Here is a 21,606-nt window from a genome sequence, read left to right as displayed (position 1 = left end):
AGGCATCTGGGTTAAGGGCAAGGATCCCCCGCGGGTCTTTGGAGGTTTCCTCCAATAACGCCCGGCGGACTTGGTGACCGGCCGCATCCGGGGGAGACGACCGAGCGTGGTGTCATAGACGGCGTGACAGCAGCAGTCCTCTCCCCAGGCCAGGGCTCACAAGCCCCCGGCATGCTCTCCCCTTGGCTCGAGTCCGACGGTGCCCGCGCGCGCGTCGAGGAGTGGTCCGCCCGCGCCGGGCTCGACCTCGTGCGCCTCGGGACGGAAGGCGACGCCGAGGAGATCCAGGACACCGCGGTCGCGCAGCCGCTGATCGTCGCGCTCTCACTGCTCTCGTTCGAGCGCCTGCAGCAGGTGGCGCCGGTGGCCGACGACGCGCCGGTGGCCGGTCACTCCGTGGGCGAGCTCGCCGCGGCCGCGATCGCCGGGGTGCTGACCCCGGCCGACGCCGTGGCGCTGGCTGCGGTGCGCGGTGCCGAGATGGCGAAGGCCTGCGCGCTGGAGCCGACGTCGATGGCGGCCGTGATGCTCGGGGACCCCGACCAGGTCGTCGCGTGGCTCGAGGGCCAGGGCCTGACCGCCGCCAACCGCAACGGCGCCGGGCAGATCGTCGCCTCGGGCGCCGCCGACGCCATCGAGCGGATCGTCGCCGAACCCCTGGAGGGCACGAAGATCCGTGCGCTCAAGGTCGCGGGAGCCTTCCACACGCCGTACATGGCGCCGGCGGAAGACGCCCTTCGCGAGCACGCCGCCGGCCTCACCCCGGCCGACCCCACGCGCCCGCTGCTGTCGAACGCCGACGGCACCGTGGTCACCAGCGGCACCGAGTACCTGCGGCGGCTCGTCGCGCAGGTCACCCGGCCCGTGCGCTGGGACCTCACGATGGACGGCCTCGTGTCGCTCGGCGTGAGCAGCACCGTCGAACTCGCGCCCGCGGGCACGCTGACCGGTCTGGTCAAGCGCCAGCTCAAGGGTGTCGTCACCACAACCACCGCGCTGAAGACGCCGGCCGAGCTGGCGAAGCTGCGCGAGGAGGACGCCCAGTGACCGACCGCACCAGCCTCCGCCTGAGCACGGGCCCTGCCAGCACCCGGATCCTCGGCGTCGGCAGCCACCAGCCGGAGAGGGTCGTGACCAACGACGACCTCTCGCAGCTCATGGACACCAACGACCAGTGGATCCGCGAGCGCGTGGGCATCATCGAGCGCCGCTTCGGCAGCGAGGACGAGTTCCTCGTGGACTACGCCGTCGCCGCGGGTGAGGCCGCGATGGCCGACGCCGGCGTCGACCCGTCCGAAGTGGACACGGTCATCCTGCCGAACTGCACGATGCCCACGCAGATCCCCAACGCCGCAGCCCAGGTCGCCGCTCGCCTCGGCATCCCGGGTCCCGGCGCGTTCGACCTCAACGCCGCCTGCGCCGGGTTCTGCTACGGCCTCGGCGTGGCCTCGGACCTCGTCCGCGCGGGCTCGTCGAAGAAGGTGCTGGTGATCGGCGCCGAGAAGCTCACCGACGTGGTCGACCCGACCGACCGGGCCAACGCCATCATCTTCGCCGACGGCGCGGGCGCCGCGGTGGTCGGCGGTGCCGACGAGCCGGGCATCGGCCCGGTCGTGTGGGGCAGCGCGGGTGACCTCGTGGACCTGATCACCATGCGGGACAACAAGTACATCTACCAGGAGGGCCAGTCGGTCTTCCGGTGGGCCACCACGAAGATCGCGCCGATCGCGATGAGCGCGCTGGAGGCCGCGGGCCTGCAGGCGTCCGATGTGGACGTGCTGATCCCGCACCAGGCCAACCTGCGCATCGTCGAGAGCATCGCGAAGAAGCTGAAGTCCGCGGGCGCGCGCGAGGACATCGCCGTGGCCGACGACATCAAGTACTCGGGCAACACCTCCTCGGCGTCGATCCCGCTGGCACTGGACCACATGCGCAAGGCGGGCACCGCGAAGCCGGGCGACGTCGTGCTGGCGATCGGCTTCGGCGCCGGGCTCTCGTATGCCGGGCAGGCCTTCGTCTGCCCCTGATGGATACTTCCCCCGCGAGCGCCGTGCTCGCGAGGTGGACCTGAAGAAGAACCGAGAAGGGAACAACTCCAATGGCTGACAACACTGAGATCCTCGCCGGCCTCGCCGAGATCGTCGAAGAGGTGGCCGGTGTGGCTCAGGACGACGTCACCGCCGAGAAGTCGTTCGTGGACGACCTGGACATCGACTCGCTGTCGATGGTCGAGATCGCCGTTCAGGCCGAGGACAAGTTCGGCGTCAAGATCCCGGACGACGAGCTCGCCAACCTGAAGACCGTGGGCGACGCGGTGAACTACGTGTCCGCCAACCAGAAGTAAGTCCTCTTCGTACCCGGGCCGGGGAAGCTCCCCGGTCCGGAGCCGAGACCTTGGGGAGACTCCCATGAGCAACATCGACGTCGTGATCACCGGGATGGGGGCGACCACGCCCCTCGGCGGGGACGTCGCGTCCACCTGGGACGGTCTGCTGACCGGTCGCAGCGGTGTGCGCAAGATCGAGGCGGACTGGCCCGAGAAGCTGGGCCTGCCCGTGCTGATCGGCGCCGCGCTGGCTGTCGACCCGTCGGAGGTCCTGCCCCGCGTGCAGGCGCGCCGGCTTGACCGCTGCGAGCAGGTGGCGATCATCGCCGCCCGGCAGGCCTGGGCCGACGCCGGGTTCGCCGAGCAGACCGACGAGCACACCGACGTCGAGCCGGAACGGCTGGGTGTCTCGATCGGCACCGGTGTCGGTGGGCCCATGACGCTGCTGAGCCAGAACGACCTGTTGCACCAGCAGGGCCTCCGCAAGGTGTCGCCGCTCACCGTGCCGATGCTGATGCCCAACGGGCCGGCCGCGCACGTGAGCATCGACCTCAAGGCGCGGGCGGGCGTGCACTCCCCCGCTTCGGCGTGTGCTTCCGGTGCCGAGGGCATCGCCACCGGCTACGAGATGATCCGGTCCGGCCGGGCCGACGTCGTGGTCGCCGGTGGCACGGAGGCGTGCATCCACCCGATCACCCTCGCGGGCTTCGCCCAGGCGCGCACGGTGTCGACCCGCAACGACGACCCGGCGGCCGCGTCCCGGCCGTTCGACTCGAGCCGCGACGGCTTCGTGCTCGGCGAGGGCTCCGGGGTGGTCGTGCTGGAGCGGGCCGACTACGCGAAGGCCCGCGGTGCGCGGATCTACGCGAAGCTCGCCGGCTACGGCATCACCTCCGACGCCTACCACATCACGGGCAACCACCCCGAGGGCATCGGTCAGATCGCGGCGATGCGCGCGGCGATGAGCATGGCCGGGCTGTCCCCGTCGGACGTCGGTCACGTCAACGCGCACGCGACGTCCACTGTGGTCGGTGACATCGGCGAGGCGGCGGCGATCCGCAAGGCCGTGGGCGACCACGCCGTGGTCACCGCGCCGAAGGGCGCGCTCGGCCACCTCGTCGGCGGCGCCGGCGCGGTCGAGGGCATCGCCACGATCCTCGCGCTGTACGAAGGCGTGGTCCCGGCCACGCTGAACCTCACCGACCTCGACCCGAAGGTGGAGCTCGACGTCGTGTCGGGCGAGAACCGCAAGGTCGAGCTCACCGCGGCGCTCAGCAACTCGTTCGGCTTCGGCGGCCACAACACCGCCCTGCTGTTCACGCCGGCCGCCTGATCGGTTCCGCTTCACGAACGAGGGCCCCTCCCGGGTGTCGGGAGGGGCCCTCGTTCGTGGTGTGGTCCAGTCAGCACTTCTCGTGTTCGGGCGCGGTGCCGGCCCTGATGGTGTCGATCTTGTACCCGCCGCCCTCGAAGACCATCGGCAGAACGAGGCGCCAGCGGATGCAGCCCGCTTTGAGATCGTCGGGCGCCTCGTCCTCGGACTGCGTGCTGGTGAAGCCCACGAGCACCCTCAGCGACGTACCGGCGCCGGGTTCGATGCGGTACAGCGTGATGCTGCCGTCCTTCGTGGACACGTAGTCCTTCGTCCACTCCGTTTTCGGGGTGTCGTCGAGCCGGCCTTTGCTGACCGCGCTCGCCCACGTCGCGTAATCGTGTTTGTTGACGCCGTCGAAGAAGGCCTGCAGCACGGTTTGCACCGCCTCCACGTCGGGGTGTCGGGCCGCGTCGTCGGTCACCTTGACGTCGCCGGGGCCGGGCTGGTCTTCGGCGGCCACCGGCGTCGGAGGGGTGAGGGCGCTGGGCACGCCCGCGTCGACGACCGGGCGGCGGTAGAGCTCTCGCGCGAGCAGGCCTCCGCCCACGGTGATGGAGAGCACCACGACGAGGACGGGTACCAGCCACCGCTGGCGGGCGGGTGCGGGCGGGCGGACGGTCACCCCCGAGAGGGTACCCACCCGGCCGCCGGTGTCACCCGACCTGGTGCAACCACGTGACCGGAGCGCCGTCGCCGGCGTGGCGGTAGGGCTCGAGCGCCTCGTCCCAGTTGGCCGCGAGCAGCTCGTCGAGCTTGTGCGCCAGCGATTCCCCACCGCGGGTCATGGTCACGAGGGCACGCAGCTGGTCCTCGCCCACCACGATGTCGCCGTTGGCGCTCGTGCGGCCGTGCCAGAGGCCGAGGCCGGGCGCGAAGCAGAAGCGTTCGCCGTCGACGCCGGCGCTGGGTTCCTCGGTGACCTCGAAGCGCAGCATCGGCCACGCCTTGAGCGCCGAGGCCAGCTTGGCCGCGGTGCCGGCAGGCGCGCGCCAGCCGCACTCGGCGCGGAGCTGTCCGGGACTGGCGGGCTGCGCCGTCCACTTCAGCTCGACTCGGGCCCCGAGGGTGCCCGAAATAGCCCACTCGACGTGCGGACACACCGCAGACGGCGACGAGTGGACGTACACCACACCTCGGGTGTTGCCACGGGTGCTCACTGCTGACCTCCGCTTGCTCGACGAGGGACGTCTTCCCCTACGACCTCTCGAGCTGCTTCGGCTTGTGGGCTTCCGTGCCGCTTCCCGATGTGTAGCACATTCTGCACCCCAACCGTGCGGTTTGGCCACACGAACACCACAAGTCGCACGGGAACCCCCTTTCGGAGGGAGGCTCGCCGACGCGTCCGCGCGCAGCACGGAATCCGGGCGCGGGCACGCTAGCGTGATGCACCGGAACGGACGAGGTGAGGAGGGTTTCGGTGCGACTGGTCCGCCTCGGGCAGCAGCCGTCGCGCGTCGCCGAGGATGTGCGGGCGGCGCTGGCCTCCCTCGGCCGCGGCAGCACCGTCATCGGGGGCGTCGCCCTCATCGGCGCCCGCCCGGCGGGCGGCGAGCGTGCCGTCGAGGCCGTGGTGGTGCTGCCGAAGGGCGTGCTCATCGTGATCGGCGTCGACCTCCCCGATCCGGCCCTGCGCCTCGAGGCCCCGCTCGGCGGCCCGTGGAAAGCCGACGGCTGGCCCCTGGTCCACGGTGACGACGCCGTGAACCCCGCCACGGAGGCCCTCGACCTCTCCGCCGAGTGCGAACGCCGCATCGCCGAGCTGGCCCCGGGCTCCGGGCCGGTGGGCACGATCGTGGCGGTGGGGCCCTACGTCGAGACGGTGGACCAGCCGCCGGCCGATCTGGCGGGGCCGGTGCGCGTGCTGCACCCCACGCCGACCACGATGCTGGCCGCGACGGTGTCCTTGGCCACCGCCCGCAGCGCGCGGTCGCTGGACCAGGCGCGGGCGCTGATCACGGCGCTGGCGCCGGACGCGCCGCCGCTGTCCGACGAGGTGCTGCTGGGTGAGGGATTCGTCCGGTACACGGATGACCCGCCGGTGCCGGTGGTTCCCGCCGCGGTGCCGGTCCCTGTTCGGCCTGCCGATGTTCGGCCTGTGGTCGCCCAGCCTGTTGTCGCCCAACCTGTTGTCGCCCAGCCGGCTGCCGGTGCTCCGGTGGCGCCGCGGCCGCGGATCACCTCGGTGCCGCCGCCTCCGCCGGTCATCCCGACGACGCGGCCGGTGCCGCAGGTCGCGTCCGCTTCCCTGACGGGGGTGCCCCCTTCGGCGCCGGTCTTTCCGGGTTCGTCCACTTCGGCCACTTCCCCGGCCGTCGGTGTGACGCCGGACGTTTCGGATGCGCCGACGGAGTCCATCGCCGCACCGAGCCCGGTCACGGCGGCCGCGAGTGTGGCGCCCAGCTTCACCGACACGCCCAGCTTCACCGACACGCCGACCGAATCCGTCGCCGCACCGAACCCCGCCGCGGCGGCCGCTTCCCCCGTGGTCGAGGACACCGCCGATCCGTCCACTTCGGCCGTTCCCCCGGCCGGAGCGGACCACCTCGCGGACGCCCCGACCGAGTCGACCGCGGCGCCGAGCTTCCCCGGTGGCCCGGGTGGGTCGTCGGACGCGGCGGCGACGGAGCAGATGGCGTCGCCGAAGCAGGCTCCGGTCGTGCCGCGCGCGGTGCCGGCGCCGAGGCCCGCGCCGAACGGTGGCCAGCCCTCGGGCGATGGCCGCGCTGGTGCCGGCCCCGGTGAAAAACCGGTGGCCGCGAACGGCGTGTCGAGAGGAAAGTCCGTGGGCGCCGGTGGTCCGGCCACCGCTGCCGTGCCCCCGGCTCGGCAGCCCGCGCCGGCGAGGACGGTGTCTTCGGCTCCGGCGGTGGGCTCGGTCGAAGTGCCGGCGAAGCCCGCCCCGCCGGCGAAGGAGCAGTCGCGGACCGTCCGGTGGGTGCCGGTGGCCGCGATCGGGTTGCTGGGCATCCTGTTGGTGACGGCGATCGTCGTGGCCGCGACCGGAGGCGGTGGGGGCGGGCAGGCCGCACCGCCGCCGAGTTCGAGCGGGCGGCCGGTGGCGCCCGCGAGCAGCGCGCCGGTGACCAGTGCCCCGGCGAGCAGTGCGGCGACGCAGAGCCTGTCGTTCGAGCCGCGGGCGAGCAGCGCGGACCAGCGCTGCGCCTCCCACGCGTTCGGCGACGTGCAGGCGAGCCTGCAGCAGACGAGCTGCTCCGCCGTGCGCCGCGCGAGCTACACCGCCCAGGTCGACGGCCGGGCCGCGGCCGTGACCATGGCGGTGGTCGAGTTCCCCGACGCCGCGCAGGCCACCCACTTCAAGCAGATCGCCGATACCCCGGGCGGCGGCGGGATCCTCGACGTCGCCACCGAGACCGGCAAGTGGCCGACCCCAACGCCGGCCTTCGACAACGCCGCCTACGCGAGCGAACTCGACGGCAACGGCGTGCGGCTGGTGCAGGTCGTGTGGCAGTCGGGTCCGTCCACTCCGGACGACCCCGCCCTCGCGCGCGCTGCCCAGGGCGCACTCGGCCTCGCCATGCCCGCCTGACGCGCAACCACGGCACCTCGCGAAAACAGCGGGCCCAAGTCGCCGACTCGGGCCTGCTGCGCAGGAGCCATCCCACGCACGCTGATCAAGAACGCAGCGCGATCCCGTCGGAGCACCGGGCCCGGGCGCAGCCGCGTCCACAGCCCCGCGAGCCCGCGGCACAACGCAAACAGCGGGCCCCGGTCACCAACCGCGAGCCCGCTGCGCGAAAAGGGCCTACAGGCCGTACGCCTCCAGCAGCCGCAGCCAGACCTCGCTGATCGTCGGGAACGCGGGGACCGCGTGCCACAGCCGGTCGAGCGGCACCTCGCCCACCACGGCGATCGTGGCGGAGTGCAGGAGTTCCGCGACGTCCTGGCCGGCGAAGGTGACGCCCAGCACGACCCCGCGCTCGGTGTCGACGACCATGCGGGCCTTGCCGGTGTAGCCGTCGGCGTACAGCGCCGAGCCGGCCACCGCGATGTCGATCTCCACGACGCGGTCCGCGGAGCCCTCGCGCGCTTCGGTGAGCCCGACCGACGCCACCTCGGGGTCGGTGAAGATCACCTGCGGCACGGCGTGGTGATCGGCCGTCGCGCTGTACTTGCTCCAGGGCTCGACGGTGATCTTCTCGCCCCGGCCACGCGCGGCGATGCTGTCGCCCGCCACACGGGCGGCGTACTTGCCCTGGTGGGTCAGCAGAGCCCGCCCGGTCACGTCGCCCGCGGCGTAGAGCCAGCCACCGTCCACGGCGGACACGCGGCCGCTCTCGTCGACCTCCAGCGGGCCGTCGGTCGCCAGGCCCAGCACCTCCAGTCCGACGTGCCCGGTCGCGGGCGTGCGGCCGGTGGCGATCAGCAGCTCGTCGACCACGAGGTCCTCGCCGCCGGCGAGCTTGAGCGAAGCGCCACCGTCCACAGCGGACACCTCGTCGATGCCCGAGCCGGTGTGCACGGTCACGCCGTCGGCCCGCAGGCCCGCGAGCACCAGGTCGCCCGCGAACTCCGGCAGCCGCGGCAGCGGACGCTCGCCCGCGATGATCAGGTGCACCTGCGCGCCGAGCCGCGCCCACGCCTGCGCCATCTCCACGCCGACCACGCCGCCGCCGAGCACGCCGAGGCGCGCGGGCACGGCCGAGGCCGAAGTCGCGTCACGCGAGCCCCACGGCTTGATCGTGTCGAGCCCCGGGATCGGCGGCGAGTACGGAACGCTGCCGGTGCACACGATCACGCCGTGGCGCGCGGTGAGCACCTGCCCGTCGGAAACCGTCACCTCCCGTTCACCGGAAATCCGTGCGTGGCCGCGGATCGGCTCGACACCGACCCCGCGGGCCCAGTCCGCCTGACTCCGGTCGCGAGCCGGATCACTGCCACCTGTGAACGCGTCGCGGCGGGCGAACACCTTCGCCGGGTCGAGCACGTCGCCGACCACCACCCCCGGCATGCGCTTGGCCGCGGCGAGCAGGTTCCCGGGGCGCAGCAACGCCTTGCTCGGCACGCACGCCCAGTAGGAGCACTCACCGCCGAACAACTCGTGCTCGATGAGTGCCACCTTGAACCCGCCTCGGGCGGCGCGTTCCGCGGCCACTTCGCCGACCGGGCCACCGCCGATCACCACGACGTCGAAAGTCTGTCCTGACATGGGTTCAGCGCACACCACCGCGCGGCTTCACGCAAGCCAGCCGCTACTGTGTTCCGCAAGCTGCAAGAAATCGGCGACACCGGGTGACCGGGTCGTCGCCGTGCCGATTGCACGCACGACCACGATCGAGCACGGAGGCTTTCGCCATGGCCAAGAACACTGCCGTCCACGTGGTGGACGACCTCACCGGCGAAGCCGCCGCCGAGACGCTGGGCTTCGGCGTCGACGGGATCGACTACGAGATCGACCTCTCCGCGCGCAACGCCGCCGCGCTACGGGAAATCTTCGCCCCGTACGTGCGCCACGGGCGACGCACGGGTGGCCGCAAGCAGCGTCCGCAGCTCGCGGCCGGCGCGAAAACCAGCGCCAACACCGGCTTGAAGAACCCTGAGCCGCAGGAAGTTCCGGCGAAGGCCAAACCCGCGAAGCGAACCGCGGCAGGAGCGAAAACCGCGGCGCGGCCGGCGAAGGCCGAACCAGCCGCGAAGCCCACGCGGGCCAAGAAGGCCCAGCCGGCGAAGGCGGTCAAGACCACCGAACCGCGCGCGGCCGCGGTCAAGACCACCGCGGCCGTCAAAAACCCGGCCGGGGAACCGAAATCGGCGAAGACCGCCGAGCCCGCCCGGCGCCCGGCGAAGAAGATCCCCGCCGTCACGTTCTCCTCGGGCGAGTAGCCCTCACGCCGCCGGGCGCTGCTTCCCGTCGGCGTGCCAGCCGTCGTAGTGGTAGCGCGTGTGCAGCAACGAGCGTTGCCGCTCGAACTCCGCGTCGGTCGGCGGCCGCGGCACGAGGGTGCCGAGCAGCCCCGCCGCCGCGGCGCGCACCACGGCCTCGGCCTCGCCCTCGGCCGGGTGCACGCCGTGGTCGGCCAGCGACGCGACCTTGCTGCGGTGCGAATCCAGCGGCTTCGGGTCCGGCGGCGCCGAGGTGAGGTAGGCGCCGACGCGCGCGGCGTCGGTGTCGATCAGCAGTGTCGAGTGCGCCAGCAGCCCGTTCTTGGTGCGGAACACCGCGAACCCGCACAGCTTCGCGTCACCCACGAACAAGCCGCGCTCGCCCAGGCGCGGCGGCAACCCGAGCTTCTCGACGGCCGCCGACATCACCAGCCCGAGCATTTCCAGCGGCCGGTCGGCCGGGCCGGGCAGCACGAGCGTGACGTTGAGGTTGCCCGGGTCGTGGAACACCGTGCCGCCGCCGCTGGCCCGGCGCAGCACCGGCACGCCGTCGCGCTCGCACTCGGACACGCGCACCTCACGCGCCACCTTCTGCCCCCGGCCGACGACCACGCTCACCGGGTTGCGCCACAGCCACAGCACCGGCGTGGCCGGGCCTTCGCGCAGCAGCGCCTCGTCGAACGCCAGGTTCGAGGCCGGATCGCCGAACTCCGCGCGCACGTCCGATCCGGTGTCCACGTTCGTTCCTCCACGTTCTCGCTCCACGGCCGGCGCCGGAGAGTTCGCTGCCCACGCCGAGCGTAGCCGCCGCCGATGCCCGAACCGTGTTGGCACACAAGCGCGCGCGGACGATCACCGGCGAACGTGGCTCGCGACGCCGTGGTAATTTCGGGAAACGCCGGTTGACCCCGAGCGGAGGAGCCACATGGGTGACGAGGACTTGGCCGCAGCCTGGTCGGCGGAAGCCGACGCCGAGGCCGACCGGGTGCTGGACGCCGCACGACCGCTGGTCACCGGTATCCAAACCACCTTCGGGCGCATCTGCGAAGTCGTGCTCCACGACTTCCGCCGGGACGACCACTCCGTCGTGGCGATCGCCGGCGACGTGACCCACCGCAAGATCGGCTCGCCGATGAGCGCGATCGGGCTCTCGCTCCTGCGCCAGGGCGAATCGGCCGAGGACAAGATCAACTACATCACCCGCCTGCCCGACGGCCGCGTGATGAAGAGCACGACGATGCTGCTGCGCCTTGCCGACGGTCGCGTCGCCGGCGCCCTCTGCATCAACCTCGACGTGACGCAGCTGCGGTTGTCGTCGATGTTGCTGGGCGAGGTCATCGGTGAGGAAAGCGCTGCCGAACCCCAGCCGGTGACCTTCGGCAGCGACGCGGAGACCGTGATCGAGTCGGTGCTCGCCGACGTCGAAGGCCAGCTGGGCAAACCCCTCACCCACCTGGCAACCGCCGAGTGGCTGTCGGTCTTCAAGACCCTGGACGAGCGCGGCGTGTTCCAGCTGCGCCGCGCGGTGCCCATGCTGGCCGGGCGGCTCGGTATTTCCCGCGCCTCGGTCTACAACTACATCGGCCGGCTGCGCGACGAAGCCCCGTCCGCCACGCAGGCGTAGCGCGCCCGGGCCAGGACCCGAGCAACCCGCGGAACTCCCTGCCGGAACGGCGTTTCCCGCGCACCACGAGCCGGCCGATCCCGAGCCGACGACCCGGGTACAGGATCGCCGGCGGACCGGCCGGCCGCGAACATCCACGGAGCCCGCGCGTCAGGCGCGGTGCGCGATCGCGTCGATCTCGACCGTCGCGCCCCGCGGAAGACCGGCGACCTGAACCACGGTGCGGGCCGGACGCGGCTCGGACCAGGTGTCCACGTACTGGTCGTTCGCGAGCGCACGGTAGGCGATGTCGGTGACGAAGTAGGTCAGCTTGACCACATCGGACAGGTCGAGCCCCGCCTTCACCAGGCGGCGCTCGACCGTCTTCAACGCCGCGTCCATCGCCGGTTTGCCGGCCGGGGCGAGGTTCTCGTTCTCGTCGAGGGGCAGGCAACCGGACACGAAAACGGTGTTCCCGGCGCTGGCCGTCTCGGAGTAGGGGTGGTCGAAGTCGGTCGAGGTCATGGCGACGTGGTCCTTTCCGCGGGGGAGGTCGGGTGGCGAGCCCGGGCGAGATGTCGCACCGGTGGGGAAGGTCGTCCCCACACCCTTGCCTCAACAAAATATCTATGCTTAGACTCTCTGTCAACTTCGCACCACCTCGTCGTCCGGCCGGTCCGGCGGCAGCGGCCCGCACCCGCGGCGGCCGCGCGAATCGTTGTGCCCGTCGTGCAGAGAGGACTTCCCCCGTGACGGCACCCACCACCAACCAACGTCGCGTGGCAGCGGCGACCTTGGTCGGCACCACAGTCGAGTTCTACGACTTCTTCATCTTCGGTACCGCGTCCGCGCTGGTGTTCGGCCCGGCCTTCTTCTCCCCCGCGCCCCCGGCCATCGGCCTGATCCTGTCGCTCGCGACGTTCGGGGTGTCGTTCCTGATGCGGCCGGTCGGCGGCATCATCGCCGGGCACCTCGGCGACCGCTACGGCCGCAAGGTCGTGCTGGTGTGGACGCTCACCTTGATGGGTGTGTCCACGGCAGCCATCGGCCTGCTGCCCACCTACGCCGCGATCGGCGTCGCCGCGCCGCTGCTGCTCATCTTCTTCCGGCCACGAGGACGGGGATCTCGCCCGGGCCGTGGACTGCTGCGTGCGCGGCGGGATGGTGTTCGCCGGCCAGTACTGCATCGGTGTGCAGCGGGTGCTCGTGCACGAGTCGGTGTACGACAAATTCCTCGGCGAGCTGCTCGACGCCGTCCGCGGGGTGCGCACGGGTGACCCGCTGGACGAGGCGACGCAGTGCGGCCCGGTCATCGACGAAGGCTCGGCCAAGCGCATCGAGTCGTGGATCGAAGAGGCTCGGGCCGCGGGTGCCGTGGTCGAGGTCGGCGGCACGCGCGCCGGCACGGTCGTCGCTCCGACCGTGCTCACCCACACCGCGCCGGGGATGAAGGTGGAGGACGAGGAGATCTTCGGCCCGGTCGTGACCGTGAACCCCTACCGCGGCATCGACGAGGCGATCGAGCGCGTCAACGCGTCGCGGTTCGGCTTGCAGGGCGCCATTTTCACCGAGGACCTGCGCACCGCGTTGCGCGCGGGCGACCGGGTCGACGTCGGCGCGCTGATCGTCAACGACTCCCCCACCTTCCGCGTGGACAGCATGCCGTTCGGCGGGCAGAAGGAGTCGGGCCTGGGCCGCGAAGGCACGCGGTACGCGATGGAGGAGCTGACCGACGTCCGGCTGCTCGTGCTGGACTACAGCTGAGACCGGGAGGAGCACTGTGCCACACCGCATCGCCGTTTCCGCCAACGACCGCACCCGCCCGCTGATGAGCGGGCGGGTGCCCCTGGCCGGCTGGGAGTTCGTCGACGGCCCGATCGAAGAGCTGTTCTCCCGGGCGTTCCAGGACGCGCCGTACGAGCTGACGGAGATCTCGTTCAGCAACTTCCTCATCAGCGTCGCCCCGGGGCACCGCGCGGTACATCGGCCTGCCGGTGTTCACCTCGCGCTCGTTCCGCCACTCGGCGATCTACGTCCGCGATGGCGCGGGGATCACCGCACCCGCAGACCTCGCCGGACGCCGGGTCGGGCTGCGCGACTACACCAACACCGCGGCGCTCGTGGCGCGGGGCATACTGCGGGACGAGTACGGGGTGCACCCCGAGACGATCGAGTGGTTCGTCGGTGACATCGACACACCGGTCCGCGACCGGGTCGCCGTGCCGGATCTCGGGCCGGAAGTGTCGCTGAGGCCGGTGGTCGGCCGAGACCTGTCGCAGCTGCTGCTCGACGGCGAGCTCGACGCGATGATCGCCTACCACCCGCCGCGGTGCTTCGGAGCCGGCGCCGACCGGCTGTTCCCCGACTACCCGGCCCTCGAAGCCGACTACTACGAGCGGACGGGCCACTTCCCCGTCATGCACCTGCTCGCCGCTCGCACCGACTTCGCCGCGGCGAACCGGGCGGCGCTCGTGGATGTCTTGGCGGCGTTCGCCGAGGCGAAGAAGCTCGCGTGGGAGGAGCTGCTCGACCAGCAGGCGCTGAAGGTCATGCTGCCGTGGCTGGCGGCGGAGGCGCACCGGACCGCGGGGCTGCTGGGCCAGGACTACTGGTCCTACGGGCTGGAGCCCAACCGCAAGGCGCTGAGCACGCAGATCCGCTACTCGCGGGGACAGGGCCTGATCGACCGCGACGTCGAGCTGGCGGAGCTGTTCCTGACCGACCCCGCGCTGGAAGCCGCGGCGCGCGCCTGAAACGTGCTCCGGGCCGGGTTTTCCCGGCCCGGAGCACGTTTTCACGGTCAGCCCGACGGCCGCCAGTGGGGCACCCCGACGAAGATCATCCGCAGACGTTTGCGCGCCAGGTCCAGCGTGCGCTGATCGGCTTCGCGGTCGCCGTGGCGCACCTCCAGCAGGTCGACGACCGTGGCGAGCATCGCGGTGACGATGAGGTCGGCCAGGGCGTGCAGGTCTTCGGTCGGCCATTCCCGCAGGTGGTCGAAGCGGGCGAGGTCGATGGCGAGGTCGCCGGAGAACAGCCGCAGCTCGACGCCGATGGCGCGCGCCACGGGACCGGTGCCGGCGTAGCGCTCGCGCGTGACGAAGCGGAAGTGGTCCTCGTGGGCGCGCACGTGCTCGTACAGGGTGTTCACCGAAGCGTCGATCATGCCGAGGTGGCTCACGGGCTCGGTGCGCGCCGAGCGGATCATGCCCCGCAGCGTGCGGGTGGTCTCCTCGACCAGCGCCACACCGAGCTCGTCCATCGACGTGAAGTGCCGGTAGAACGCCGTGGGCACGATGCCCGCACCCTTGGCGACCTCGCGCAGCGAAAGGCTGGCGAACCCGCGGTCCGCCAGCAGCTCCAGCGCGGCGTCGAGCAGCGCCTGGCGGGTGCGCTGCTTGCGCTCCTGCCGGCTCACCGACGAAGCCGGCATCTCCGCTGCGCTCACCTCCAAGAGCGTACTGACCCCTTCGGCATGGTCCACGTCACATCACCTCGCTCCCGCGTTGACAGCCGCCCGGTCCGTGCCCCCACACTGTTGAGTGTACAGCTGTGCACTCAAATCTCTGGAGGGTGTGATGACCGCCTTGCTCCCGCGGCGCCTGCGTGGGCTCGCCTCACTCGCCGAGGCCCTGCTCACCCCCCACGGCGCCGACCGCTACCTCGAGCTGCTCGACCCGATGCTGGTCCGCGGGGAGATCCGCGGCCGGGTCGTCGCCGTGCGGCACCAGACGCCGGACACCGTCACGTTCACCGTGCGGCCGAGCCGCGCGTGGCGGGGGTTCGAAGCCGGGCAGTACGTGCGCCTGACGGTGGAGATCGACGGTGTGCGGCGCACCCGCTGCTACTCGCCGTGCGGACCGGGCGAAGGCGATCTCGAGTTCACGGTCAAGGCCGACCCGCAGGGCCTGGTGTCGCGCCACCTGCACACCACCACCCGCGCCGGCACGGTCTTCGGGCTGTCGGCCGCGGCGGGCGAATTCACGCTGCCCTCGCCGCGCCCGCAGCGGATCGTGCTGGTCAGTGGCGGCAGCGGCATCACGCCGGTGCTGGCAATGGCGCGCCGGCTCGTGGCCGAAGGGCACCGCGGCGAGGTCGTGTTCCTGCACTACTCGAACAGTTCGGAAGACGCCCTGCACCGCGCCGACCTGGCCGAACTCGCGCGGCGGCACCCGGGTTTCCGGGTCGTGCACGCGTACACCCACGCGGCCGGCGGCGACCTGCGCGGGTTCTTCTCACAAGGTCACCTGGAGCAGGCCGCGCCCTGGTTCCGCGACGCCGAGACGTTCCTGTGCGGCCCGAAACCCCTCATGGACGCGGCCCGCGAACTGTTCGAGGCCGAAGGACTCGGTGAACGCCTGCACACCGAAGAGTTCACGGCCCCGCCGCTCACCTTCGACACCGAGGCCGCGGAGGGCACCGTGCGCTTCGCCCGCAGCGGCCGGGAATGCGCCAACTCCGGCAAACCACTGCTGGAGCAAGCCGAAGACGCGGGCCTGTCGCCGGAACACGGGTGCCGCATGGGCATCTGCTTCTCCTGCACTCAGGTGAAGACCGCCGGGCGCGTGCGCAACGCCCGCACCGGCGAGATCTCCGGCGAAGAAGACGAAGAAATCCAGCTGTGCATCAGCGTCCCGGTCGGGGACGTGGAGATCAACGCCTAGGAGGCGACGATGACCGGATTACAGGATCGCCTGACCCCCGAACAGGTCGAGGAGTTCGGCCGCGAGCTCGACGCGCTGCGGCAGCGGATCGTCGACGACCTCGGCGAGGCCGACGTCGAGTACATCCGCTCGATCATCAAGACCCAGCGCGCCCTGGAGGTGACCGGGCGCGGGCTGCTGTTCGCCGGGTTCCTGCCGCCGGCTTGGGTCGCGGGTGTCGCGGCGCTGTCGCTGGCCAAGATCCTGGACAACATGGAGATCGGCCACAACGTGATGCACGGCCAGTACGACTGGACGCGCATCCCGGAGCTGAGCTCGCAGCGCTTCGAGTGGGACAACGTGGCACCGGCGGAGAACTGGCGCAACTCCCACAACTACATCCACCACACGTTCACCAACATCCTCGACAAGGACCGGGACATCGGCTACGGCATCCTGCGGATGGACCCGGCCCAGAAGTGGCACCCGTACTACCTCGGCAACCCCGTGTACGCGACGCTGCTGGCGCTGCTGTTCCAGTGGGGCGTGATGCTGCACGACCTCGAGGTCGAGCGGGTCGTGAAGGGCGAGCGCACGTGGGCCGAGAACGTGCCGGTGCTGAAGAAGATCGTGCGCAAGGCCGCGCGCCAGATCGGCAAGGACTACGTGCTCTTCCCGCTGCTGACGGGACCGCTCGCGCCGCTGACACTGCTGGGCAACGCGAGCGCGAACCTCGTGCGCAACCTGTGGGCGTTCGCGATCATCTTCTGCGGCCACTTCCCCGCCGACGTCGAGAGCTTCACCGAGGACGAGACCGACGACGAGTCGCGCGGCCAGTGGTACCTGCGCCAGATCCTCGGGTCGGCGAACATCACCGGCGGGCCGCTGTTCCACGTGATGTCGGGCAACCTGTCGCACCAGATCGAGCACCACTTGTTCCCGGACATCCCGGCGCGTCGCTACCCGCAGATCGCGGCCGAGGTGCGCGAGATCTGCGAGCGCTACGGCCTGCCGTACAACACCGGGCCGCTGCGCAAGCAGCTGTGGTCGGTGGCGAAGAAGATCGTGCGGCTGGCACTTCCCGGCACGCCATCGCGCACCCCGGGCGTTACGGTGGATCCCGACCGGCAACTCCGAGCAGCCTGAGGAACCTCACATGGTGGGTCAGTTCGAAAGCGGCAAGGACACGGTGCAGGAGCTCACGGAGTCCGCAGCCACGCACATCGGGGCGATCGCGACGATCATCACCGGCGCCGTGCGCGAAATCGCGCGGGAGACGGGTGAGTGGCTCACCGATGTGATCGAGATGCGCGAAGCGTCGCAGCGGGCGAAGGAAGACCACCGGGACCCCGAGGCCGGCTGACCTGCCGGGAGCGGGGGAAATCCCCCGCCCGGTTCGCCGGTGATCCCGGTGGTCGGCCGCGCGCGGGGCGGGCAGACTCCGAGGCATGACGACGCCCGCCGGCCCCCGTGTGCTCTGGTGGCCCGGGCCGTTGCGGCGGACGCGGACGGAAGCGACGTGGCTGCTCGTGGCCGGGGTGCTGTCGCCGACCGCGCTGGTCGTGGTGCTCCTCGGCCTGGCTGTCGGCCTCGCCCTCAGCCCGCTCGGACTGGGGCTGGTGGTGCTCGCGGGGGTCGTGCGGGTGATGCGGCTGTGCGGAGGCCTGCACCGGCGGCTGACGGGTGCGCTGCTCGACACCCCGCTGCGCGCGCCGGCTCCGGTGCAGCTGCGACCCGGGTTGGGGCATTGGCTCATCGCGCGGCTCGGTGACCGGCACGCGTGGCGCGCGGGTGCGTACCTCGTGCTGCGGGTACCGGTCGCCGTCGCCGGGTTCGCCGTCGCGGGCTCGCTGCTCGTGTTCGGCGCCGCGGCGGCGATCTACCCGGTGCTGTGGTTCTTCACGCGCGATGTGCTGCCGGTCTACAACATCTTCACCCGCACCTGGCCGGGCACGGTGCTGTGGGCGGTCGGCGGTGTGCTCGCGCTGGGCGCGGTGCCGTGGGTCGTGCACGCGCTCGCCTCCCTCGACCGGCAGCTCGGCCGGCTGCTGTTGTCGGGGCCGGGCTTGCGGCAACGGCTGCGGTTCCTCGAAGAGACGCGGGCGACGGCGCTCGAAGACGCCGCACAGCAGCTGCGCCGCATCGAGCGCGACCTGCACGACGGGGCCCAGGCCCAGCTCGTGGCCATGGCGATGAAACTGGGGCTGGCCAAGGAAGAGCTGGCCGCGGACACGGTCGAGGTCAACCAGGTGCGGGCGCTCGTGGAAGCCGCGCACGGCAACGCGAAGCAGGCGCTGGTCGAGCTGCGCGCCCTCGCGCGCGGCATCCACCCGGCCGCGCTGGACAATGGCCTCGACATCGCACTGTCCACTGTGGCCGGTTCCACCGGGATGGCCGCCACGGTGGCGGTGCGGTTGCCGCGCAGGCCGCCGCCGTCGTTGGAGACGGTGGTGTACTTCGCGGCCGCGGAGCTGATGACGAACGTCGCCAAGCACTCCGGAAAGCCTTGCACCGTGGGGATCGACGAGCAGGACGGCGTGCTGCGGCTCACCGTCACCGACCCCGGCCCCGGCGGCGCGGTGGTCGTGCCGGGCGGCGGGCTGGCGGGGATCGCGGAGCGGCTGCGGCCGGTGGACGGTGAGCTGAGGGTGTCGAGCCCACCCGGCGGCCCGACCGTCGTGACCGTAGACGTGCCGTTGCCCGGTTAGGCTCGCCGGCATGCGGATCGTGATCGCCGAGGACTCGACCATCCTGCGCCAGGGCCTGGTCGAGCTGCTGGGGCTGCGGGGCCACGACGTCGTCGCGGCGGTGAAGGACGCCGACGAGCTGCGGGCGGCCGTGCGCGCGCACCGGCCGGACGTGTCCGTGGTGGACATCCGCATGCCGCCCTCGCACACCGACGAGGGCCTGCGCGCCGCGATCGCGCTGCGCGAAGAGCAGGCGGGGTGCGCGATCCTGCTGTTCTCGCAGTACGTGGAGACGAACTACGCGAAACAACTGCTCGCCGACCAGGCGGGCGCGGTCGGCTACCTGCTCAAGGACCGCGTCGCCGAGGTCTCCGACTTCCTCGACGCCCTGCGCCGCGTCGCGGCCGGCGAGACGGTGCTCGACCCCGAGGTGGTGCGCCAGCTCTTCGCCGCCACCGACCGGTCGGGACCGCTCGCGGAACTCACCACCCGCGAACGCGAGGTCCTCGACCTCATGGCCCAGGGCCGCTCGAACTCCGCCATCGCGGGGGATTTGTTCCTGTCGGCGGGTTCGGTGGAGAAGTACGTGACGAGCATCTTCGCCAAACTCGGCCTGCCACCTTCGGAAGGCCACAACCGGCGGGTGCTGGCGGTGTTGCGCTACCTGGGCGTCTGAGCCCGCCTACGCTGGCCACTATGTATTCCACCGAACTTGAAGTGCACACAGGTGACACGCCCGTGGTGCACGATCTCACCCACGAGGCCGAGAAGTTCCTGCGCGACGCCGACGCCACCGACGGCCTGCTGCACGTGTGGGTCCCGCACGCCACCGCGGGCCTGGCAATCCTCGAGACCGGCGCGGGCAGCGACGACGACCTGCTCGCGGCCCTCGAGGAGCTGCTCCCCCGCGACAGCCGCTGGCGGCACCGCCACGGCAGCCCGGGCCACGGCCGTGACCACGTGCTGCCGGCGCTGGTGCCGCCGTACGCGACGGTGCCCGTGCTGGGCGGGGTGCTCGCGCTGGGGACCTGGCAGTCCGTCTGCCTGGTCGACACCAATGTCGACAACCCGGTGCGCAAGGTCCGCTTCAGTTTTGTTTGTAGCTGACTGTGTTGTCTGCCCCGCCTTCGGCAGGGCGGGCGAGATCGCTGGGTTGTCTGCCCTGCCTTCGGCAGGGCGGGCGAGATCGCCTTTGAGCCGGCGTCTCGATCAGGCGGTCGGATCGGCCGGGGCCGATCGCACCGCCTGATCGAGACGCCGGCGCGATCTCGCGGCGTGGGCGGGTAGCCGACTCAGCCGGCCATGGGAACCTCGGCCGTACGCTCAACGGGCCGCAGCGGGGGCTCCGACGGTCGTGAACGGCGTGGCCACAGTGCCAGGACCAGGCCGACCACGAGCATGCCGGTCAGGACCCACACGCCGGTGGTCACGTCGGGTGCGCCGGGTGTGCCCTGCATCAGGCTGCGCAGACCTTCGGTCGAGAAGCGGAACGGCGTCCACGACCACAGCAGCGCGCGGTAGACCGGGTTGAGCAGCTCGGGCACCTGCCCGGCCACCGCGGGCGCCAGGAGGTACAGCGGCGCCAGCACCGCGAGGGCGCGCAACCCCAGCAACCGCAACAGTCCGGCCTGCACAGCGGCGAACGCGGTGACCGTGAGGAACAGGAAACCCACCACGTCCCAGCCCAGCGGCAGCGTTGAGTCCCACAGCGCGGCGAAGCCCACGAGGGCGCCCGTCACCAGCAGACCGCTGCCGAGCACCTGGGCGAGCCGCACCGGCACACCGACCTGACGGCCCGCGCCGAGCAGCACCAGCACGGCGCCGGCCACCAGCGCGCCGAGCCACGCGAGCGCACCGGCGGCCAGGGGCACCACGCGGCCCGCAACGCTCGCCGGGTGCAGCATCTCCAGCCGCGGCGCGCCGGGCAGCGCCTGGGCGGCGCCGGCGAGGACCTGTTGCGCCACCTGCGTGCCCGCCGGGCTCACCGCGCCCGAGAGCAGCACCGTGGCGGCGGGGCCCGGCCGCAGCTCCAGCACGCCGTAGACTTCCTTGTCCGCCAGCAGGTTCCGCGCTTGCGCCGGCGAAGCGACGCGCCAGGAGAGCTGCGTGCCGCCGTGTGTGGCGACCTGGCGGGCCAGGCCCTGCAGCGGCGCGGGCGCCGAAACCGCGACAGGCACGTGGTCGGGCGCCACCGTGGCCTGCGCCCCGAACGTCAAGAACCCCAGCACCACGGCGGCGAGCGCCCCCACCAGCACCGCGACCAGGGCGAGCACCCCTGCGGGGCGCCGAGCAGCAGCCGGCATGGCGGCCTCCCAATAATTCTTCATCTGTTGAATTACGCCCCAAGGTAGGTCGCACCCCTTGGAAAGTCAACAGACGTTGAATAACTCCGCCGGTACCCTCACGGCCGTGACGAACACGCACGCGCACCGGCTGGTGCTCTGGGACATCGACCACACGCTCGTCGACCTCACGGGTGTCGGCAGCGACTGGTACGCCACGGCGCTCACGGCCATGGGTACCGAGCTGCGCACCCACCCCGACTACCGTGGGCGCACCGAGCGCGCGATCTCCGCCGACGTCCTCGCCACGCACGGCATCGAACCGACCGACGAGAACATCCGGCGCCTGTGGAGCGAGCTCATCGCCGTGGCCGACCGCGACCGCCCCACCCTGCACGAAGCCGGCCGCGCGCTCGACGGTGCCGCGGCGGCGCTGGCGGCCATGGCCGACCACGGTGCCGTGCAGACGCTCGTCACCGGCAACCTGCCGGAGATCTCGGTGCACAAGCTCGCGGCGTTCGGCCTCGACGAGCACCTGGAGCTGGAGATCGGCGGCTACGGCTCGCTCTCGGCGCACCGGCCCGACCTCGTCCCCCACGCCGTGGCCGCGGCGGCGGCCAAACACGGCACCGCGTTCGCGCCCGGCGACGTCGTCGTGATCGGCGATACCCCCAACGACGTGCTGGCCGCGCTCGACAACGGTGCCGTCGCGGTCGCCGTGGCCACCGGGCACTACACCGCCGAGGAGCTCGCGGCCGCGGGCGCCCACACCGTGCTCCCCGATCTCGCCGACCTGGCCTCGGTGCGCAAGGCCGTGCTCGGCTGAGCGGTTTGCCCCGGTTTTCGGTC

At 71.8% G+C, this 21,606-nt stretch carries 24 protein-coding genes; 17 read left to right on the top strand and 7 right to left on the bottom strand.

Annotated features, from left to right (window positions below):
• The first annotated feature begins 114 nt into the window (after window positions 1-114).
• The 4 genes from ACWEOE_RS11495 to ACWEOE_RS11480 all read left to right on the top strand — a co-directional run bounded on the left by ACWEOE_RS11495 (window position 115) and on the right by ACWEOE_RS11480 (window position 3,659).
• Entirely contained in the window at window positions 115-1,047 is a 933-nt protein-coding gene (locus ACWEOE_RS11495; RefSeq protein ID WP_452007248.1) for an ACP S-malonyltransferase, read from the top strand.
• Window positions 1,044-2,027 (top strand): beta-ketoacyl-ACP synthase III, encoded by a 984-nt coding sequence (locus ACWEOE_RS11490; RefSeq protein WP_452007192.1) that lies wholly within the window; start codon window positions 1,044-1,046, stop codon window positions 2,025-2,027. The genes ACWEOE_RS11495 and ACWEOE_RS11490 overlap by 4 nt, the downstream gene beginning before the upstream one ends.
• 71 nt (window positions 2,028-2,098) lie before the next feature.
• Window positions 2,099-2,344 carry an acyl carrier protein gene (locus tag ACWEOE_RS11485; RefSeq protein ID WP_020657583.1) on the top strand — a complete coding sequence of 82 codons (246 nt, stop codon included), beginning with the start codon at window positions 2,099-2,101 and terminating at the stop codon, window positions 2,342-2,344.
• 64 nt (window positions 2,345-2,408) lie between these two features.
• Window positions 2,409-3,659, top strand: a complete 1,251-nt coding sequence (locus ACWEOE_RS11480; protein ID WP_452007190.1) for a beta-ketoacyl-[acyl-carrier-protein] synthase family protein — start codon at window positions 2,409-2,411, stop codon at window positions 3,657-3,659.
• A gap of 70 nt (window positions 3,660-3,729) precedes the next feature.
• On the opposite strand, the gene ACWEOE_RS11475 is transcribed toward ACWEOE_RS11480, so the two are convergent.
• Together ACWEOE_RS11475 and ACWEOE_RS11470 are read right to left on the bottom strand one after the other, a co-directional pair.
• A complete protein-coding gene (locus tag ACWEOE_RS11475; RefSeq protein WP_452007188.1) occupies window positions 3,730-4,323 on the bottom strand; it encodes a hypothetical protein in 594 nt (197 codons plus the stop codon).
• A 31-nt stretch (window positions 4,324-4,354) separates the two neighbouring features.
• On the bottom strand, window positions 4,355-4,858 hold the full coding sequence (locus ACWEOE_RS11470; RefSeq protein ID WP_452007186.1) for a DUF3145 domain-containing protein: 504 nt from the start codon (window positions 4,856-4,858) through the stop codon (window positions 4,355-4,357).
• Window positions 4,859-5,118: 260 nt separating this feature from the next.
• Here ACWEOE_RS11470 and ACWEOE_RS11465 point away from each other — a divergent pair, with 260 nt between their 5' ends.
• On the top strand, window positions 5,119-7,248 hold the full coding sequence (locus tag ACWEOE_RS11465) for a hypothetical protein (RefSeq protein WP_452007184.1): 2,130 nt from the start codon (window positions 5,119-5,121) through the stop codon (window positions 7,246-7,248).
• Window positions 7,249-7,464: 216 nt separating this feature from the next.
• Here the strand turns inward: ACWEOE_RS11465 and ACWEOE_RS11460 are convergent, their stop codons facing one another.
• The gene (locus ACWEOE_RS11460; protein WP_452007182.1) at window positions 7,465-8,868 is read right to left on the bottom strand and encodes a dihydrolipoyl dehydrogenase family protein; all 1,404 of its coding nucleotides are present in this window, start codon (window positions 8,866-8,868) and stop codon (window positions 7,465-7,467) included.
• Window positions 8,869-9,014: 146 nt separating this feature from the next.
• On the opposite strand from ACWEOE_RS11460, the gene ACWEOE_RS11455 reads away from it, so the two are divergent.
• A complete protein-coding gene (locus ACWEOE_RS11455; RefSeq protein ID WP_452007180.1) occupies window positions 9,015-9,542 on the top strand; it encodes an Lsr2 dimerization domain-containing protein in 528 nt (175 codons plus the stop codon).
• A 3-nt stretch (window positions 9,543-9,545) separates the two neighbouring features.
• On the opposite strand, the gene ACWEOE_RS11450 is transcribed toward ACWEOE_RS11455, so the two are convergent.
• A complete protein-coding gene (locus ACWEOE_RS11450; RefSeq protein ID WP_452007178.1) occupies window positions 9,546-10,280 on the bottom strand; it encodes a lipoate--protein ligase family protein in 735 nt (244 codons plus the stop codon).
• A gap of 187 nt (window positions 10,281-10,467) precedes the next feature.
• Here ACWEOE_RS11450 and ACWEOE_RS11445 point away from each other — a divergent pair, with 187 nt between their 5' ends.
• Window positions 10,468-11,166, top strand: coding sequence for a helix-turn-helix transcriptional regulator (locus tag ACWEOE_RS11445; protein ID WP_452007176.1), 699 nt, complete (start codon window positions 10,468-10,470; stop codon window positions 11,164-11,166).
• A gap of 150 nt (window positions 11,167-11,316) precedes the next feature.
• Here ACWEOE_RS11445 and ACWEOE_RS11440 read toward each other — a convergent pair whose 3' ends face one another.
• The gene (locus tag ACWEOE_RS11440; protein WP_452007174.1) at window positions 11,317-11,670 is read right to left on the bottom strand and encodes a RidA family protein; all 354 of its coding nucleotides are present in this window, start codon (window positions 11,668-11,670) and stop codon (window positions 11,317-11,319) included.
• Window positions 11,671-11,894: 224 nt separating this feature from the next.
• On the opposite strand from ACWEOE_RS11440, the gene ACWEOE_RS11435 reads away from it, so the two are divergent.
• From ACWEOE_RS11435 to ACWEOE_RS11425, 3 genes are all read left to right on the top strand, one after another.
• Window positions 11,895-12,422: a hypothetical protein gene (locus tag ACWEOE_RS11435; RefSeq protein ID WP_452007172.1), complete on the top strand. Its 528-nt coding sequence runs from the start codon at window positions 11,895-11,897 to the stop codon at window positions 12,420-12,422.
• Window positions 12,307-12,909: an aldehyde dehydrogenase family protein gene (locus ACWEOE_RS11430; RefSeq protein ID WP_452007246.1), complete on the top strand. Its 603-nt coding sequence runs from the start codon at window positions 12,307-12,309 to the stop codon at window positions 12,907-12,909. Before ACWEOE_RS11435 ends, ACWEOE_RS11430 begins: the two co-directional genes overlap by 116 nt.
• A 230-nt stretch (window positions 12,910-13,139) precedes the next feature.
• Window positions 13,140-13,898 (top strand): hypothetical protein, encoded by a 759-nt coding sequence (locus tag ACWEOE_RS11425; protein WP_452007170.1) that lies wholly within the window; start codon window positions 13,140-13,142, stop codon window positions 13,896-13,898.
• A gap of 47 nt (window positions 13,899-13,945) precedes the next feature.
• Here the strand turns inward: ACWEOE_RS11425 and ACWEOE_RS11420 are convergent, their stop codons facing one another.
• Window positions 13,946-14,629: a TetR family transcriptional regulator gene (locus ACWEOE_RS11420; RefSeq protein WP_452007168.1), complete on the bottom strand. Its 684-nt coding sequence runs from the start codon at window positions 14,627-14,629 to the stop codon at window positions 13,946-13,948.
• Window positions 14,630-14,723: 94 nt separating this feature from the next.
• Here ACWEOE_RS11420 and ACWEOE_RS11415 point away from each other — a divergent pair, with 94 nt between their 5' ends.
• From ACWEOE_RS11415 to ACWEOE_RS11390, 6 genes are all read left to right on the top strand, one after another.
• Complete coding sequence (locus tag ACWEOE_RS11415; protein WP_452007167.1) at window positions 14,724-15,809, top strand: ferredoxin reductase; 1,086 nt, start codon at window positions 14,724-14,726, stop codon at window positions 15,807-15,809.
• A gap of 9 nt (window positions 15,810-15,818) precedes the next feature.
• Window positions 15,819-16,934: a fatty acid desaturase family protein gene (locus tag ACWEOE_RS11410; protein ID WP_452007165.1), complete on the top strand. Its 1,116-nt coding sequence runs from the start codon at window positions 15,819-15,821 to the stop codon at window positions 16,932-16,934.
• Window positions 16,935-16,944: 10 nt separating this feature from the next.
• Window positions 16,945-17,151 carry a hypothetical protein gene (locus tag ACWEOE_RS11405; RefSeq protein WP_452007163.1) on the top strand — a complete coding sequence of 69 codons (207 nt, stop codon included), beginning with the start codon at window positions 16,945-16,947 and terminating at the stop codon, window positions 17,149-17,151.
• A gap of 85 nt (window positions 17,152-17,236) precedes the next feature.
• Window positions 17,237-18,496, top strand: coding sequence for a sensor histidine kinase (locus tag ACWEOE_RS11400; protein ID WP_452007161.1), 1,260 nt, complete (start codon window positions 17,237-17,239; stop codon window positions 18,494-18,496).
• Window positions 18,497-18,506: 10 nt separating this feature from the next.
• Entirely contained in the window at window positions 18,507-19,151 is a 645-nt protein-coding gene (locus ACWEOE_RS11395) for a response regulator transcription factor (protein WP_452007159.1), read from the top strand.
• Window positions 19,152-19,171: 20 nt separating this feature from the next.
• Window positions 19,172-19,582 carry a YjbQ family protein gene (locus ACWEOE_RS11390; RefSeq protein ID WP_452007157.1) on the top strand — a complete coding sequence of 137 codons (411 nt, stop codon included), beginning with the start codon at window positions 19,172-19,174 and terminating at the stop codon, window positions 19,580-19,582.
• Window positions 19,583-19,767: 185 nt separating this feature from the next.
• Here ACWEOE_RS11390 and ACWEOE_RS11385 read toward each other — a convergent pair whose 3' ends face one another.
• Entirely contained in the window at window positions 19,768-20,802 is a 1,035-nt protein-coding gene (locus ACWEOE_RS11385; RefSeq protein WP_452007156.1) for an ABC transporter permease, read from the bottom strand.
• Window positions 20,803-20,884: 82 nt separating this feature from the next.
• Between ACWEOE_RS11385 and ACWEOE_RS11380 the strand changes: the two genes are divergently transcribed.
• A complete protein-coding gene (locus ACWEOE_RS11380; protein ID WP_452007154.1) occupies window positions 20,885-21,583 on the top strand; it encodes an HAD family hydrolase in 699 nt (232 codons plus the stop codon).
• Window positions 21,584-21,606: the final 23 nt, after the last annotated feature.

It is taken from the genome of Amycolatopsis sp. NPDC004368, assembly GCF_053602515.1.
The sequence above is the reverse complement of the archived record's forward strand: the minus strand, read 5'-3'. Positions and strand labels throughout refer to the sequence as shown.

What these genes read in the sequence shown, in the direction of transcription:
- ACWEOE_RS11480 (WP_452007190.1), top strand. Translation starts at nt 2,409, where the DNA reads ATGAGCAACATCGACGTCGTGATCACCGGGATGGGGGCGACCACGCCC.
- ACWEOE_RS11430 (WP_452007246.1), top strand. Translation starts at nt 12,307, where the DNA reads ATGGTGTTCGCCGGCCAGTACTGCATCGGTGTGCAGCGGGTGCTCGTG.
- ACWEOE_RS11390 (WP_452007157.1), top strand. Translation starts at nt 19,172, where the DNA reads ATGTATTCCACCGAACTTGAAGTGCACACAGGTGACACGCCCGTGGTG.
- ACWEOE_RS11460 (WP_452007182.1), bottom strand. Translation starts at nt 8,868, where the DNA reads ATGTCAGGACAGACTTTCGACGTCGTGGTGATCGGCGGTGGCCCGGTC.
- ACWEOE_RS11395 (WP_452007159.1), top strand. Translation starts at nt 18,507, where the DNA reads ATGCGGATCGTGATCGCCGAGGACTCGACCATCCTGCGCCAGGGCCTG.
- ACWEOE_RS11400 (WP_452007161.1), top strand. Translation starts at nt 17,237, where the DNA reads ATGACGACGCCCGCCGGCCCCCGTGTGCTCTGGTGGCCCGGGCCGTTG.
- ACWEOE_RS11445 (WP_452007176.1), top strand. Translation starts at nt 10,468, where the DNA reads ATGGGTGACGAGGACTTGGCCGCAGCCTGGTCGGCGGAAGCCGACGCC.
- ACWEOE_RS11415 (WP_452007167.1), top strand. Translation starts at nt 14,724, where the DNA reads ATGACCGCCTTGCTCCCGCGGCGCCTGCGTGGGCTCGCCTCACTCGCC.
- ACWEOE_RS11385 (WP_452007156.1), bottom strand. Translation starts at nt 20,802, where the DNA reads ATGAAGAATTATTGGGAGGCCGCCATGCCGGCTGCTGCTCGGCGCCCC.
- ACWEOE_RS11405 (WP_452007163.1), top strand. Translation starts at nt 16,945, where the DNA reads ATGGTGGGTCAGTTCGAAAGCGGCAAGGACACGGTGCAGGAGCTCACG.
- ACWEOE_RS11410 (WP_452007165.1), top strand. Translation starts at nt 15,819, where the DNA reads ATGACCGGATTACAGGATCGCCTGACCCCCGAACAGGTCGAGGAGTTC.
- ACWEOE_RS11485 (WP_020657583.1), top strand. Translation starts at nt 2,099, where the DNA reads ATGGCTGACAACACTGAGATCCTCGCCGGCCTCGCCGAGATCGTCGAA.
- ACWEOE_RS11440 (WP_452007174.1), bottom strand. Translation starts at nt 11,670, where the DNA reads ATGACCTCGACCGACTTCGACCACCCCTACTCCGAGACGGCCAGCGCC.
- ACWEOE_RS11455 (WP_452007180.1), top strand. Translation starts at nt 9,015, where the DNA reads ATGGCCAAGAACACTGCCGTCCACGTGGTGGACGACCTCACCGGCGAA.